The organism is Burkholderia sp. LS-044 (assembly GCF_004803625.1).
GTDB classification, from domain to species: Bacteria; Pseudomonadota; Gammaproteobacteria; order Burkholderiales; family Burkholderiaceae; genus Burkholderia; species Burkholderia cepacia.
In genome coordinates, this window is record NZ_SSWO01000009.1 from 1 (window position 1) to 14,195 (window position 14,195).

The 14,195-nt window shown below is 61.0% G+C and carries 11 protein-coding genes and 2 pseudogenes; 7 read left to right on the plus strand and 6 right to left on the minus strand.

Annotation, left to right across the window (positions count from 1 at the left end; translation table 11 throughout):
* Positions 1-173: 173 nt before the first annotated feature.
* The gene (locus E9536_RS22730) at positions 174-527 is read left to right on the plus strand and encodes a helix-turn-helix domain-containing protein (RefSeq protein ID WP_136470997.1); all 354 of its coding nucleotides are present in this window, start codon (positions 174-176) and stop codon (positions 525-527) included.
* A 119-nt stretch (positions 528-646) separates the two neighbouring features.
* Entirely contained in the window at positions 647-1,069 is a 423-nt protein-coding gene (locus E9536_RS22735) for a hypothetical protein (protein WP_136470745.1), read from the plus strand.
* A 242-nt stretch (positions 1,070-1,311) separates the two neighbouring features.
* Here E9536_RS22735 and E9536_RS22740 read toward each other — a convergent pair whose 3' ends face one another.
* Positions 1,312-2,382, minus strand: a complete 1,071-nt coding sequence (locus E9536_RS22740; RefSeq protein WP_136470747.1) for a hypothetical protein — start codon at positions 2,380-2,382, stop codon at positions 1,312-1,314.
* 201 nt (positions 2,383-2,583) lie between these two features.
* Positions 2,584-2,739 (minus strand): hypothetical protein, encoded by a 156-nt coding sequence (locus E9536_RS41520; protein ID WP_155687470.1) that lies wholly within the window; start codon positions 2,737-2,739, stop codon positions 2,584-2,586.
* A gap of 529 nt (positions 2,740-3,268) precedes the next feature.
* On the opposite strand from E9536_RS41520, the pseudogene E9536_RS42155 reads away from it, so the two are divergent.
* The 3 genes and pseudogenes from E9536_RS42155 (at position 3,269) to E9536_RS22755 (ending at position 8,317) form a co-directional block, all read left to right on the plus strand.
* A pseudogene (locus tag E9536_RS42155) lies at positions 3,269-3,764 on the plus strand (XRE family transcriptional regulator).
* A 214-nt stretch (positions 3,765-3,978) separates the two neighbouring features.
* Positions 3,979-5,145, plus strand: coding sequence for a porin (locus E9536_RS22750; RefSeq protein WP_059693529.1), 1,167 nt, complete (start codon positions 3,979-3,981; stop codon positions 5,143-5,145).
* Between the two features lie 658 nt (positions 5,146-5,803).
* Positions 5,804-8,317: an EAL domain-containing protein gene (locus E9536_RS22755; protein ID WP_136470749.1), complete on the plus strand. Its 2,514-nt coding sequence runs from the start codon at positions 5,804-5,806 to the stop codon at positions 8,315-8,317.
* Between the two features lie 20 nt (positions 8,318-8,337).
* Here E9536_RS22755 and E9536_RS22760 read toward each other — a convergent pair whose 3' ends face one another.
* Positions 8,338-9,477 carry a hypothetical protein gene (locus E9536_RS22760; RefSeq protein WP_211097485.1) on the minus strand — a complete coding sequence of 380 codons (1,140 nt, stop codon included), beginning with the start codon at positions 9,475-9,477 and terminating at the stop codon, positions 8,338-8,340.
* Between the two features lie 11 nt (positions 9,478-9,488).
* Here E9536_RS22760 and E9536_RS22765 point away from each other — a divergent pair, with 11 nt between their 5' ends.
* Positions 9,489-10,502 (plus strand): DUF4238 domain-containing protein, encoded by a 1,014-nt coding sequence (locus E9536_RS22765; RefSeq protein ID WP_168799561.1) that lies wholly within the window; start codon positions 9,489-9,491, stop codon positions 10,500-10,502.
* A gap of 159 nt (positions 10,503-10,661) precedes the next feature.
* On the opposite strand, the pseudogene E9536_RS22770 reads toward E9536_RS22765, so the two are convergent.
* Both E9536_RS22770 and E9536_RS22775 read right to left on the minus strand, forming a co-directional pair.
* Positions 10,662-11,142: pseudogene (locus E9536_RS22770) on the minus strand (integrase).
* 150 nt (positions 11,143-11,292) lie between these two features.
* Positions 11,293-12,201 carry a LysR family transcriptional regulator gene (locus tag E9536_RS22775; RefSeq protein ID WP_059693519.1) on the minus strand — a complete coding sequence of 303 codons (909 nt, stop codon included), beginning with the start codon at positions 12,199-12,201 and terminating at the stop codon, positions 11,293-11,295.
* 147 nt (positions 12,202-12,348) lie between these two features.
* On the opposite strand from E9536_RS22775, the gene E9536_RS22780 reads away from it, so the two are divergent.
* Positions 12,349-13,803: an amidase gene (locus tag E9536_RS22780; RefSeq protein ID WP_119336693.1), complete on the plus strand. Its 1,455-nt coding sequence runs from the start codon at positions 12,349-12,351 to the stop codon at positions 13,801-13,803.
* Positions 13,804-13,906: 103 nt separating this feature from the next.
* Here E9536_RS22780 and E9536_RS41525 read toward each other — a convergent pair whose 3' ends face one another.
* Positions 13,907-14,074, minus strand: coding sequence for a hypothetical protein (locus E9536_RS41525; RefSeq protein WP_168799562.1), 168 nt, complete (start codon positions 14,072-14,074; stop codon positions 13,907-13,909).
* Positions 14,075-14,195 lie beyond the last annotated feature (121 nt).

Here is a 14,195-nt window from a genome sequence, read left to right on the forward strand (position 1 = left end):
TCTCAAGGCGATTTGAACAAGATCGCCTTGCAATTGAATCAACGCCCGAGAAAGATATTGGGTTACATGACGCCTGCAGATAAACTAAACGCCAGCATCGGTGTTGCATTCACCGGTTGAACCCGTCACGTCTTTGATATATAGGGAAAGAAATTATCCTATTGGGAGCCGGCATGACATCTTCGGTTAGCACGTATCCGTGCTCGGTCGCCGCGACGGTCGATGTCGCGGGAGGGAAATGGAAGCCGCTGATCGTGCACTATCTGCTGGACGGCACCAAAAGGTTCGGCGAGTTGCGCGGCTTGATCGGAGCGGTGACCCAGCGCTCGTTGACGTTGCAGCTTCGCGAGCTCGAATCGGACGGCATCGTGACCCGTACGGTTTTTGCCGAGGTCCCGCCCCGCGTCGAATACACGTTGACCGAATTCGGCAGAACGCTCGCCCCGGTGCTCGACGCGATGAAGCAATGGGGCGATGCTTACCTCGCGCGACTGGAGCAATCCGCGGGGCGCCGGCCGTGTTCGTGAGTGTCCCGTTGCGGCGCCGGTGGATGTCCGGACACCCTTGCCCGGCGAGTCGTTGAAAACGCGCACGTGCCATAATTCGCCGGTTCCTGGGCTACCCGACGCATCGTGTCCTTCACGAAATGATTTTGATCAGATCTCTTGCCGCCGCCTGCCTGTTGCTGGCGGGATGTATTGCCGCGGCGCACGCCGAGACGTATCCGCCAGAAGTGTCGAGAAACATCGACAAGCTCCAGTCCCGATGTGCCGGCAAATCCAACGACCCCAAGGCGGCCGCCTGCATCGAATACAAGGCCACGCTGGCCCGCACCGTTCCACCCGCTGTCCAGGAGCTGATGCGTCAGGAAGAAGCGGTCGATGGCCAATGCAGGAACGGCGCGGCGCCGAAACTCTTGCCTGACGGGCAATATGCTCCGGGCAGTGCGTGCGCACAACGCGAGCTGATGATGAAAACCATTCGCCAGCACGGCTGGTGCTGGGGGCACACGGACATGGATAGCTATCATCCGGGTTGGGTGGTCTGTCATCCCGGCGAATGGCAGTGAAGCCGGGCGAAGCTGTCGCTGAAACGCACGCGTGACGGCATCGGCGGCGTTCGCGGATGGTTGCGGATTCGACGCGCGGGGGCGACGGGTCGAGGATTGTGAACGATCGAGCGGCTCGTGCCGAACGACCTTTTGAATCCGCCGCCGAACCCGGTCGCTGCCTGGTTCGACAATCCGCGACTGACCCGACCCGATCCGCTGAAGGCTATCGACACTGGTGCGTGTTGAAAACACGCCGACTGTCAATCGGATGACGCCGGCACCTCATTTCCTTGAGCCGCACCGCATTGATGGCAATGCGGGAAGAAGAAGAAATTCCGGCCGCCGCATTCGCAGACATTGAAGAGTCGTAATCCGCAATGCACGCAGAACGTGGAGTCGTCGCCGCCGAGGTTCCATTGTTTGTCGCATGACGGGCAGCGCTTTTTTTCGAGCGAACGAACGGCTTTTTCGTAGCCGATCGTGCGCGCGCGTTCTCCCTGATCCTGCTGCAATTCGAGCCGTTTGCGTTCGGCATAGCGCTGAAAGGCCTTCATCATGTAAAGGCCGGCGAACACCGTGAGCGCAATGCCCACCAGGACCCGGACATAACCGCCGAAATTCGGCAAGTACGGGACCAGTTCGATGAAGAACGCGCTCAGTGCAAACAGGCCAAAACCGTACACGAAAGGCCAGTAGCGTACCTTGCGATAGCGTATGAACAACCAGATCGCAACCAGCAGTATCGGCAGCGTCAGCGCAAGCCGCAGCCCGAACACTTGCAGCTCGTAGTGCCGTGTCGCTTCGTCGAAGCGCCGTTCGGCTGCTGCGTCCGCTTCGGCGATTTGCGTGTCTACTTGGGTCTGCTGCGATGCCAGCGCCCGTTGCTGGTCGTTGATCGCATCGATCTGATGCTGCCAGTTGACCACCACGGCCTGGAGCGAATCCAGCTTGCGAGTTCTCGCCAGAATGTCGGGATCCCTTGCACTGTCGCCGGTCACCGAGCGCGTTGCCAGCCAGTTGCGGAAGCTTTCCTTCTCGGCCGCATATTCCTTTGCGGCGCGGCCGCGCGCGACCTCCATGGTGTCGGCCTTGTCGGCAAGCGCGTTGTGCTGCGCCTGAAGATTGCGCCGCGCCGCGTCCAGCCGCGCTTTCGTCGGCGCATCGGCGAATTGCTCGATGACGGGCGGGCCGCCCGTCGGGGCAAACGCCATGTCGCGGATCACGAGACTGCCGAGCATGTTCAGAAAGACGGCGAAGATGATCGCGATTACCCATGAGGCGAGTCGCAGGAGCCGCGCGGGACTGGTCAGGCCGTCGCCGGAAGTCATCATTGTTTTGCCTTGGTTGGAATGGTTCGCAGTGTTATCAATCTTGACACAATGGTCGACTGCCTCTTTTTGGCCGGCTGCCGCCCGATGCGGTCAGCGGGAATGCGCCAAAGCGGCCGCCGGCCACCCGGAAACGCCGCCCGTCGCGCTGAACCACGCAGCCCTTGACGTTGGCTCGGATGAAATGTCGGGCTTGCAAGGCGGTCATCGCGGCGAATCCAGGCCGAGTTGCTCCACTAGCTCAGGGAAGCCAAGCGACGTTGCCATCCTGGCAAAGGCATCCTGCTCTGTTGTCGATGCAACTGCAAGTGCCGCTGCGATCTCCTCAAGTGCGTTGACGTCGTCGTCCTCGGTGTGCAAGTTACTCCGCTGATCGCGGGAGCCACGACACATGACGGGCCACTTGCGAGCTCATCTGCAATTCGCAAAATCGCTCGATGTCGGACGGTACGTGTTCACGGAGTCGAACGGGGCATGAATTCATTCAGGTAGCGGAAGCAGCCAGGCGCATTTCTCGAAAGGAGTCACACGCGGTCACGGAATCATCAAGGCCCGGGCAGCTGCGGAAGCGACGGGAACCTCGATGGCAGCGAGCACTTCGAGAGAATGGCGTGCAGCGTCTGTCGTCAGCGCGTAAGCGCTCCCGTTCGACACCGGGTTTTCGTCTGATCGTGGATCAGCGTCACGGCGCGGATCTTGCTGACGCGGTGTCCTCGGGCCAGTTCCTATAAGGGTAAGTCCGGCATGGCGCAACGTTATCAAACCAGATTAACTTATATCAAACAATTTTTGACGCAAAATTATGTTCCTGATATGGTCTTTCGCACTCGCTAAGCGCGATCCGGCCACGTTGGTGCTCGGCGATTAGGTTCGCGTACTTCGCCAGCGGTTGAACCGGACGCTCAAGCAGCCTGTAATGGCGGCCGGTACTTCCAGACGGTCTTTTGTAGCAGGTGGAGCGTGGTCCGGTTTCGTCATCGCCGACCTTGCTCGCAGGCATTGCATGGGCGCTGGACGTGACGACGCCGGACTGCTCCGAAATGCCATCGGGGAAAGTTCGGCTGAGCGCGGTGATCCGCTCGAGTTGTCCGGCTTCGCGGATTCGGCACATCGGTTCGCCGGATCATGAATACGGCGGGAGGACGTCAGTTCGAATGAATCCTCTAGTGCGCGCTCGTGGCCAAGGCGCGCCCGGAAATCACCGCGCAGGGGGCAAGTTTCTTCGCGTGATCGACGGTGAAGTTTCGCCGGAGCTGGAAGGCAAGGTATTGATGCAGCAAACAGGCGACTCGGCACATTCTCGATCCACGGTGCCGTAGGGCTGGAGCGACAACGGAAGCAAGGAAGCGGCTTTGATCCAGGTGGGCACGCCACGATTGTTCTGATCGAAAGAGTGCCGGACAGGTCGAGATGCGCGATGCTTCTCCGCATGCAATTTTGAGGATGACGAAATGATTGATTTGATTATGCCGATTTGGCGAATATGACGCTGGCCGTTGCGGCCAAGACGACGCGCAGGCCGTGCGCCGTCATCTGCATTCGAATACGACACAACCCGTTTCAAACAATCCCAAAACCACTCCTGACAGTGAAATACAGATGAAAAACAAAAACATCAACGTCAGCGTTATCGCTGTTGCCGCATTCGCCGCATCTTCGGCAGCAATGGCGCAGTCGTCGGTCACCCTGTACGGCATGCTCGATTCGGGTATCGGCTACACCTCGAACATCAATGGCCACAAGCGGTTCGGCCTCGACGGGGGCGCCGTAGGTTCGAACAAGTGGGGCCTCAAGGGGGACGAAGACCTCGGCGGCGGCCTCAAGGCGGTATTCAAGATCGAAAACGGTTTCAATATCGGTACGGGCGGCATAAACGGCCAGGGGCCGATTGGTGCCACGCGTTCGTTGTTCAACCGCCAGGCATACGTCGGCATTGCTTCCGATCGGTACGGTACGCTGCGCATGGGGCGCCAGCTCGATGCCGTAACGGAAATGGTGCAGGGCCTGACGGGCGACGCCATTTCAGCGTCGACATTCTCGACCCCCGGCGACGTCGACAACAACGACAACACGACGAACCAGAACAGCGCCGTGAAGTACATTTCGCCGGTCATCAACGGCTTCCAGGCTGAAGGCGCGTACTCGTTCGGCGGTGTTGCCGGTGCGATGGGTTCGGGGCAATCGTGGTCGGTGGCGGCGAACTACGCTCAAGGCGGCCTGACCGTCGCCGGCGGTTACTTCCGCGCGGCCAACCAGGGTGAGAACGGGTGGCAGAACGCAACGGCACAACCGGGTTTCGGTACCGCGCTGGGCTATCCGAGCTCGGGTTATAACGGTGGCAATGCGTTCAAGAGCGCGGGCATCGCCCAGATCGCAACTCAATACCAGATCGGTCCGTACACGGCGGGCTTGCGGTACTCGAACGCGCAGTACCAAGGCAACAATGGCCAGCCGTCGATCCACTTCAACGTGCTGGGTGCGCTCCTGCAGTACCAGGTCACCCCGGCGTTGTCGCTGGCCACCGGGTACACGTATGTCTACGGTTCCGCAGCCACGCCCAGCCAGGCTGCCGAAGGCCGCACGATGGCTTCGATCAACCAGGCGTCGCTCGGTGCCATGTACGCGCTGTCGAAGCGCACGTCGGTTTACGCCGTGGGCGCCTACGTCCATGCCCAGGGCGCTCAGGCTTCGGCTGCCGACTTTGGCAACACCTCATCGGGCGGTAACCAGGTTCAAGTCAACATCGGCATGCACCATAGCTTCTGATCTTCAAATTGCAGGCCCGGAAGCCCGGAGTAGTGGACGCACTACGCCGGGCTGGCAGCATTCCGGTGGTTCCACATGACCATGAGCGCTCGGATCGTCAACCATTCGAGCGCTCGTGTCAGACGGCCGCAAGCGGCCGGGGCGCAGCTGGTCGCCCGATCTCGAGTCTCGTCCGCGAATCGCCCGGACTTCACGGCAGCCGTGGACGGCTTCCATCCCGCCATGAGCGCCGCCGGTCCATGCGACGCCTTGTCACCCGCGTGTAACAAAAAGCCCTGCTGAAGCCGGGGGTGTCTCGGCCGCATTGACGGTTCACCCGTCCCGCAGCCGCTCGACTTGCCGGCGCGCAGCACGAATGTCGTCACGGCACTCAACTCTTCCAAGAATCTGTCGTTAACTCAGGGCGGCTGCCTCCGAGTGGGCGGCGCTCCGGCGTCTGAACCCGCTGGACAAGGGATCGTCAAATGCGACGTCGCGGCTCATGTGCCACGCTCGCCGCCGCGACGCCTCACGCGATGGGTCAATGCCCCGTCTGCGAATTCGATGAGTACGCAACCATTCGAGGCGAGCGAGATCGCACCGCGCCTGTCGCCGCGGGCGAGCCTGAAGGTTGCCGGATCGAAGCGCGCCGACGAGGGCTTTTCGTCTTGGTTAGAGAATGTATCCGAGCAGCTACGATGTTCCGATTGCGCGCCTCGTCGCGCGTCAGATTCTGTCCTGCACGCCCGCCACGCCGGTGCGGGAGGTCGCGCGACGCATGTTCATCGAGCGTTGCAGCTCGATCGTCGTGATGGAGGATGAACAGGTCGTCGGGATCTGGACCGAGCGCGATGCACTGTCGGCCGGCGACGATCCGCACGGGCTCGATCGGCCGGTCAGCGAGGTAATGAGCCATCCGGTGCTGACGCTCGAGGCCAACACGCCGCTGGGTGAGGCCGCGATGAAGTTCAAGCAGTCGGGCGTCCGGCACTTCGTGGTGGTCCGCGATAACGCCGCGATCGGCGTGCTGACGCAGACCGACGTCGTCGTGAACCAGGGGCCGGAGTTCTTCCTGCACCTGAAGCCGATCGAATCGATCCGCGTCCATCCGCCCGTCGTGGTGTCCGAGCAGGTCGCGCTGCACGACGTTGTCACGCAGATGCGCACGCAACGACTCGATGCGATCCTGGTCGGCTACGACGACGGCGAGCACGGCATCCTGACCGAGCGGGACATCGTCCGGCTCCTGGCGGAAGGCGCGTCCCAGGGCGCGGTCGGGGCCTACGCGAGCAAGCCGCTGCAGATGCTGAGCGCGAAGCAGAGTTTGTATACAGCACAGCGCTTCATGACCGAGCACAATATGCGGCACGTCGGCATTCGGGACGAGGCGGGCAGGCTGACCGGGCTGCTTTGTTTCGCGGACGTGCTGCAGAGCATCGAGCATGAATACGCGAACGAGTTGCGCAGCGCCGTGCGCGAGCGCGACGAAGCGCTGGGTCTCGCGCGCTTCAACTTGCGCATGGCGGATCGGGTGTTCGAATCGGCGCTCGAAGGCATCATGGTGACCGATCGGCACGCGAGGATCGAGCGCGTCAACCAGGCCTTCACGCGCCTGACCGGGTACACCGCGGACGAAGTGATCGGGCGCAACCCGGGCCTGCTGAGTTCCGGGCGCCAGACGCCGGATTTCTACAAGCAGCTGTGGCATTCGCTGACGACCGACGGCCACTGGCAAGGCGAAATCTGGAATCGCCGCAAGACCGGCGAGCTGTTTCTGGAATACCTGACGATCACCAGCATTCGCGACAACGATGACGAGATCTCGCACTATGCGGCGATCTTCTCCGACATCACGCAGCGGCGTCAGGCGGAGGAGCGGCTGGGCTATCTCGCCACGCACGACGTGCTCACCGATCTCGCGAACCGGGCGCTGTTCGAGGAGCGGCTCGCGCACGCGATCGCTCACGCGAAGCGGCTCGGTCGCAAGGTCGCAGTGATGTACCTCGATCTCGACCGCTTCAAGCTGGTCAACGACACGCTCGGCCACAACGCCGGCGACGAGGTGCTGAAGCAGGTCGCGGAGCGCATCGTCACGTCGGTGCGCGCGAACGACACGGTGGCGCGCATGGGCGGTGACGAATTCGCGCTCGTGCTCGAGGAATTCGACGATGTTCGCGACGTCGGGCGCGTTGCACGCAAGCTGCTGGACGAAGTGGCGAGGGCGATCGATGTCGGCGGTCGCGAGATCTTCGTGACGCCGAGCATCGGCATCAGCATCTATCCGGACGACGGCACCGAGGCGGAGCACCTGATCCTGCTCGCGGACCAGGCGATGTATGGCGCGAAGAGCCGCGGCAGGAACGTGTTCCAGTTCTTCGAGAGCAAGATGACATCGTCGGCGATGGAGCAGCTGGAGACGCTCGGCGAGCTGCACCGCGCGCTCGAGCAGAACGAATTCCGGCTGTTCTACCAGCCGCAATACGATCTGGCCAGCGGCCGGATCGTCGGCGTGGAGGCGCTGCTGCGCTGGCTGCATCCACGCAAGGGCCTGGTGCCGCCGGGCGACTTCATCGGGCTGGCTGAGCGGTCGGCGCTGATCGTCCCGATCGGCCGGTGGGTGCTGCGCGAAGCCTGCCGACAGGCGCGCCGCTGGCTCGACGAGGGTTTCGAGTTCGGGCGGGTGTCGGTGAACGTGTCGGCACGGCAGTGCTTTACCGACCATTTCCTCAGCGACCTGACGACCATCCTCAGCGAAACCGCGTTGCCGGCCGAATGCCTGCAGCTCGAGTTGCTCGAAAGCATGGCGATGAACACCCGCGAGGAAATCGGCATCCTGCTGCGCGAACTGGCGACACGGGGGATCAGCCTGGCGATCGACGATTTCGGTACGGGCTATTCGTCGCTGGTGTACCTGAAGGATCTGCCCGTCGATACGCTGAAGATCGATCGGTCGTTCCTGACGGACTGCGGTTCGGGCAGCACGGATGATGCAATCGTGCGCGCGATCGTTGCGATGGGGCGCGCGCTGGGGCTCGATGTCGTGATGGAGGGCGTCGAGACGGAGAAGCAGCTCGCGTTCCTGCAGGAAATCGGCTGCCACCAGGTGCAGGGGTTTCTGTTCGCGCGGCCGCAGCCTGCTGAACAGCTGGCCGGGATCTCGTCGCGTCGCGGTGTTGAGTTGCTGACCGAGTGAGGCGGTGGGGTATCGATATGTCAGCAGCCGAGGTTTCCCGCGATCGCGCTGCTGCCGCTTTTGAATGACAGCATGTCCATCACCTCGCCGGTATAAAAATCGACGATTTCACCGCCATGCGTCAGCAGCCGGTCGCCGAACCAATCTGCTGCCAGTCGCGCGGGCGGCCCACGATGACGTTGAATGGCATGTTCGACCGCACCGGTATGTGCGTCGATCACCAGATCCTCGCCCCAATTGCAGCGTGCCGTTTCCGGCAAGGGTAAGCACAAATGGCTGCCACTCTCGTTGAACAGGATGTTGGCCGAGCGAACCTCGCCAAATTCGCCAATATCGCGCGACCATACCACCGAGCCATTCCGGTCACAGCACAGCAATTGATTGGTATCGCTCGCGACGAACATGACCGACCCATCGCGCGCAAAGCGCAGGCGCTTGATCTTGCCGCCCGCCGGGAGGTTGACCTTATTGATTTCGCCGCTGCGGCAATTCACGGTCAGCACCGAGTTCCTGGTTCGTTCGTCTGGAGCCCAAAGGAGTCCGTCGACCGGATCCACGTCGCCGAAACGTGCATCGAAATCACGCGCGACAGGATCGCCATGCTCGCCGGTGTCCAGATCGATCACCACCGGACGGCCTTTGTCATTGCTCTTGAAGGCGCTTACCAGCGCATAGCGCCCGGAAGGATCCAGGCGTGTCCAGAACGACAGAAACTTGTCGGTCTGATGCAGGACGGCGCCATCGGCAACTACGGTCAAGCGGCTGCGGTTGGTATTGCGTGCGACTATCCACGACGCCGATGCCAATGCAAGACGACGGCCGTCGCGCGATACATCACATACCGTATCGTCCGTCTGCGCGCCGGCGACCGATGTAATCGTTTTCGAATCACGGTCGTATTGCACTAACGCCGGGTCGGGAAGGAAAGCGTCAGTTTGGTCGAAGAACACGAGACCGCGGGGTACATCGATGTACACAAGTAACTCCGGCAAGAAATGCGCAAAAGACGTGTCGATCGCGATTGTTTGGGTTAGAAGTGACGCCTTGCGTCGGCGGATCATGTCCTGATTATCAACAGACTGGCACGTGGCGTCGAGCGATTGGTCGTGGGCGGCTGGTCGGAGCTGGTTGACCGTGGTCGACCCATCCCGGTCACTCATAGATCGCTAACGTGAGTCTCCTTTCGGCGAAATACGGTCATACTTCGAAACTGGGCGACGCGGAGCCGCGACGCATTGCGCGACACATCGCCTTAAAAAAGGCCGAGGACTATTTCGTGGGTAAATCGCATCGTAATCATCACTTTGTTCCAAGATTTCTGCTTGAAGAATGGGCCGGCGCGGACCGCAAGCTAACCTACTTCAACTGGCGACGAGACGGCGAACTGCACGTCGGACGCTGTGGGCCTCGCGGCGTCGGCGCCGAAGAGCACCTGTATTCACAGCGGCAAGCATCGGGGGAGATGGACCCTGAAATCGAGGTCGATGTCTTCGGAAAGATTGTCGACACACCTGGCTCACTGGTCCACAAGAAGCTCCTCGCTGGCGAACTTAACCGATTGACGACTCAAGAGGAGAAGGCTTGGAGCAATTTCCTCGTGGCGCAGATGATCCGCGTGCCGTCGATGGTTCAATACCTCCGTGATAGGGGGCGGCAACTTCTGCTCCGAGACATAGAAGGGATTGAGCCGCCCGATGACATTAAAGAGCAGCTTGGGCAGTTGACGCTCCAGCAATATCTGGAATCCGATGGGGCTTGGCTGCTTGATAACGCGTCGCTGCGTGCTCTGCAAGTGATTATCGAATCGCAAACGCTTAATAGCGTTTTCCTTGGTGCCACATGGGCGGTGTGCGACGTCAGCGATTCAAATCTTAATCTCGTAATTGGTGATCGCCCACTGCTACAGGAAGGGAAAATGAGCGAGCAATATCTTTTCATGCTCCCGCTGTCACCAACCATCGCGTTTGTGGCCTCCAACCAGGTGCACGCTGTGCAGAATTTGTCAGCCGAGAAGTCGCGGAATGTCGTCATGACGTTCAATAAAGAGGCAACCCAAGTAGCTGACACGCATGTTTACGCTACGGGCCGAGAGCAGGAGTCAATGATCGCTCGATACCTTCGCAAGGCGACCGCGCCTGACGATCGACACGTTGTCTCGGGCCTGAGAGAGGCCCTGGCTGGTTAAGCAAGCTATACGCAGTGTGAGTATTGGACTGTTAAGCATGCCCCAGCAGACAGCGGTCACGGTGGAGTGTCAGGAAGCACTACCAAACCGGACTGTCAAGGCGAGGGTTGAAGTGTCTCTTCATGGCCGGCAAGCGACCGCTTGCCGGCCGTGATGCCATTAAACCTCCGTCTGCTCCTCCATCTCAAGGGCATCGTCGACCTCGATGCCGAGATAGCGCACCGTACTTTCCAGCTTCGTGTGTCCGAGCAGCAACTGCACCGCCCGAAGGTTCTTCGCCCACCGGTAAATCCGCTGCCTTCAGTCCTCGCGCTTCGATCCAAGCTTCGAGGCTCTTACGGGTCTGTTCCGTGATCTCGAATTGCACCGGCCGCTGGGTCTTCTGCTGCATGATTGTCGCTCTGGACGCCACGTGGCTTCCGTGGCGGACATCTTGAACCAGCAACCGCGTAAGATCGCACGCTCGGAGCTTGCTATCAATTGAGAGATTAAACATCGCGAGCTCACGAAGGTTCGGCGCCATTTGAAGTCGCGTCCGAATCGCCCAGATTTCTCGGAGTTTTAACGGCGGCTTCTGCCCGGTGAGCTTGCCCTTGTTCCATGGCGCACGGTCACGAACGACGACATTCTCGGATTCCATGACAATCTCCTTTCAAGCAAAGCGAGATTGAGTGCGCGCTTATCCGGCGGGCGCTATCGACCCGGAGCAGCCGCTCAACGAAATACACTTCCGAGGTCCGCTCCTGGCGCACAGGAGCCATTCGTCGAACCTGAACGCCTTCAATGTCTGTCACGTCATATCGCCGAAACGCAATTGCGTTTTGAGGTAGTTCAGAAAAGCTTGCAGCTTGGGCGAGGGAACCAGCTCTCGCGGAAACAGTGCGTTCAAATCCTGCGGTGGACCTATCCATTCGGGCAGCACTCTCAGTAAGCGCCCTGCCTCGACTTCGGGAGCCATGCTGGCATCCATAGCCAGCAACAAGCCTTTTCCGGCGCGCGCGGCGTCAAGCATAAGTGCGGGGTCGCTGGCGACGATCACCGGTTCCAGCGCATAGTGAGTCGCCTTCCGTCCCGGCTTGCGCAGGGGCCAGGTATAGCCGCTGTCGCTACGAGCCTGATGAAGTGCGAGCGCAGGATGGAGCCGGAGTTCATCGGGAACGGCCGGCGCACCGTGCCGTTCGACATAGGCGGGACTCGCATAGACCGACGTCGAAAAAGTCCCGAGTCGCCGCGCCACGAGACTGGAATCGGGAAGGACGCCAAGACGCAGAGCGACGTCCACTTCGTCATCGAAAAGATCCAATGGCACGTGCGTCGCCAGAATATCGAGCCGCACATCGGGATAGCGAGAGGAGAATCCGGCGATCAATGGCGCGATCCACGTGACGCCGAACGAATACGGAAGCGTCACGCGCAGCCAGCCTGCGGGCGTGCCGCGAATACGCTGCACGGCATTCTCTGCCTCGTCGAGCTGTGTGCAGATAGTGCGGCAGTGCTCGAAGTAAGCCGTACCGGCCTCAGTCAGACGCAGTTTGCGCGTGGTCCGGTGCAACAGGCGCGAACCGAGGTGCGCCTCGAGTTCCCGCACTCGCCGGCTGACCGTCGTCTTGGGAATCTGCAACGCGATCGCTGCCGCAGTAAAGCTGCCTGATTGCACGACGCGAATAAATACAAGCGTGTCGTTGAGATCCCTGGTCATCGACGGCAATATCCGGACTGAGCATTTGTTGATGGCTTGAGCCTAGCATAGAGATTGTGCCGCTGATGGCTCAATCTTTGCTGTAAGAACGGGCTAATCACGAGCCCGCGCCTGCAATATCTTGTCGCCTTCAACCTGGAGGCGCACATGAATCTCAGCGAATACACAAGTCACGATGCAATTGGGCTTGCAAAACGCGTGTCGGACCGCGAAGTCACGCCTGCCGAGCTTGCCGAACTCGCCCGTTCGGCGATCGAGGCCGTCAATCCCGCGATCAATGCGGTTATCGAGCACTGGCCGGCCAGCGATAGCGGAGGCAACCCGGAACACTGCACTGGTCCGCTTGCTGGCGTCCCGTTTCTGATCAAGGATCTTGCGGTTGCCATGAGCGGTAAGCGGCTGGAACTCGGGAGCCGGCTCTCCGGTGACGTTGTCGCCCCGGCCGATTCGTGGCTCATGTCGCGGTTCCGCGCCGCTGGACTCGTTACGATTGGCCGCACGACTACGCCCGAAATGGCGTTCAGCACGACCACGGAATCCACGCTCCAGGGTGCGACGCGCAATCCCTGGCAGCCGGATTCGAGCGCCGGCGGTTCGAGCGGTGGCGCCGCCGCCGCCGTCGCAGCCGGCGTCGTCCCACTCGCGCATGCTACCGATGCCGCCGGCTCGATACGGGTGCCGGCAAGCTACAACGGCTTGTTCGGACTCAAGCCGACGCGCGGGCGCAGCTCGAACGGGCCAGCCCTCGACGAAGTTTTCGCAGGATTTGGTGTGCAACTTGGCGTGAGCTGGAGCGTGCGGGACAGCGCCGCGCTACTCGATGCGATCCAGGGGCAGGCGATCGGCGAGCCTTACCTGACCGCTGCGCCGGAGTACAGCTTCCTGTCGCAGGTCGAGCGCGAACCTGGCAACCTCAGGATCGGCATGATGACCGATCCGTGGAGCGCGGATCGAACCGACCCGGCAATCGCGGCAGCGGTGGAATCGACGGCACGATTCCTGGAAGAACTCGGTCACACGGTATTCGAAGTACGGCCGTCACTGGGTGTCTCGTGGGACGCGTTTGTGCAGATGAATGCGACGATCTGGACGGCGACGCTGGTCGGCTGGATCGAAGGCCTTGCTGCCGCAACGGGACGCCCGATCGATGAGACGACGCTGGAGCCCGCCACATTGGCCTGTTATCGCTATGGCAAGGAAGAAAAGGCGTCCGCATTCGCCGCTGCTCTGGCGATGCGCAACGTTGTGACACGGGCTGTCGGGCATTGGTTCGAAGACTTCGATGTGCTGCTAACGCCGACGCTGCCGCAAATGCCACCGCGCATTGGAGAGTACGGCGAGGGCGCGGAATCGATGAACGGCCTCGAATGGACTCAGCGAGTATTCCGGCATTCGCCTCTTACCCCGCCGTTCAATGTCGCCGGTGTTCCCGCGATGTCGGTGCCGCTAGCAAGTCATCCCGAAACGGGTCTGCCGATCGGGATGCAGTTCGCGGGAGCATTCGCGCGAGAAGATAAATTGCTGCGACTCGCAGGGCAGCTCGAACGCGCACGGCCGTGGATCAATCGGCGGCCCGTAGTTTGGGCGGGACGTCAGGAGTAACCGCGACAACGAGTGCGTTTCATGCGGGCGGCTCGGTCCGCCCGTCTTTGCCTGCGCTCTCACGCAAGGGTAACCTGCCGCCGAACCGTGAACATCTACGCGTTCATGGATTGTCGACGATCTTGCTGCTGATATCGAACGTCCCTTCCTGCGGCGGCAGCCGCTTGCTCTCCCCAGCATCTGGCCAAAGATTGTTGAACGTCTCTATAACCCTTCTTGCGCGAACGTGACCGATTCGCTTGCAATCGGCGTTTAACCCGGAATTCATCATCAGACGAATTCGTGCGATAGCAGGTCACCAAACGCATTCAGAACGTGTGCTCGTAATTCAGTCGAACGTGAACCGTGTCGGCACTGCTATGGCGAACGTGCTTGACGAAGGTCAACCAGGT

Excerpts from the sequence above, each read along its gene's own strand:
- E9536_RS22735 (WP_136470745.1), top strand. The coding sequence starts at position 647 with ATGATTTTGATCAGATCTCTTGCCGCCGCCTGCCTGTTGCTGGCGGGA.
- E9536_RS22780 (WP_119336693.1), top strand. The coding sequence starts at position 12,349 with ATGAATCTCAGCGAATACACAAGTCACGATGCAATTGGGCTTGCAAAA.
- E9536_RS22755 (WP_136470749.1), top strand. The coding sequence starts at position 5,804 with ATGTATCCGAGCAGCTACGATGTTCCGATTGCGCGCCTCGTCGCGCGT.
- E9536_RS22740 (WP_136470747.1), bottom strand. The coding sequence starts at position 2,382 with ATGATGACTTCCGGCGACGGCCTGACCAGTCCCGCGCGGCTCCTGCGA.
- E9536_RS22750 (WP_059693529.1), top strand. The coding sequence starts at position 3,979 with ATGAAAAACAAAAACATCAACGTCAGCGTTATCGCTGTTGCCGCATTC.
- E9536_RS41525 (WP_168799562.1), bottom strand. The coding sequence starts at position 14,074 with ATGATGAATTCCGGGTTAAACGCCGATTGCAAGCGAATCGGTCACGTT.
- E9536_RS22730 (WP_136470997.1), top strand. The coding sequence starts at position 174 with ATGACATCTTCGGTTAGCACGTATCCGTGCTCGGTCGCCGCGACGGTC.
- E9536_RS22760 (WP_211097485.1), bottom strand. The coding sequence starts at position 9,477 with ATGAGTGACCGGGATGGGTCGACCACGGTCAACCAGCTCCGACCAGCC.
- E9536_RS22775 (WP_059693519.1), bottom strand. The coding sequence starts at position 12,201 with ATGACCAGGGATCTCAACGACACGCTTGTATTTATTCGCGTCGTGCAA.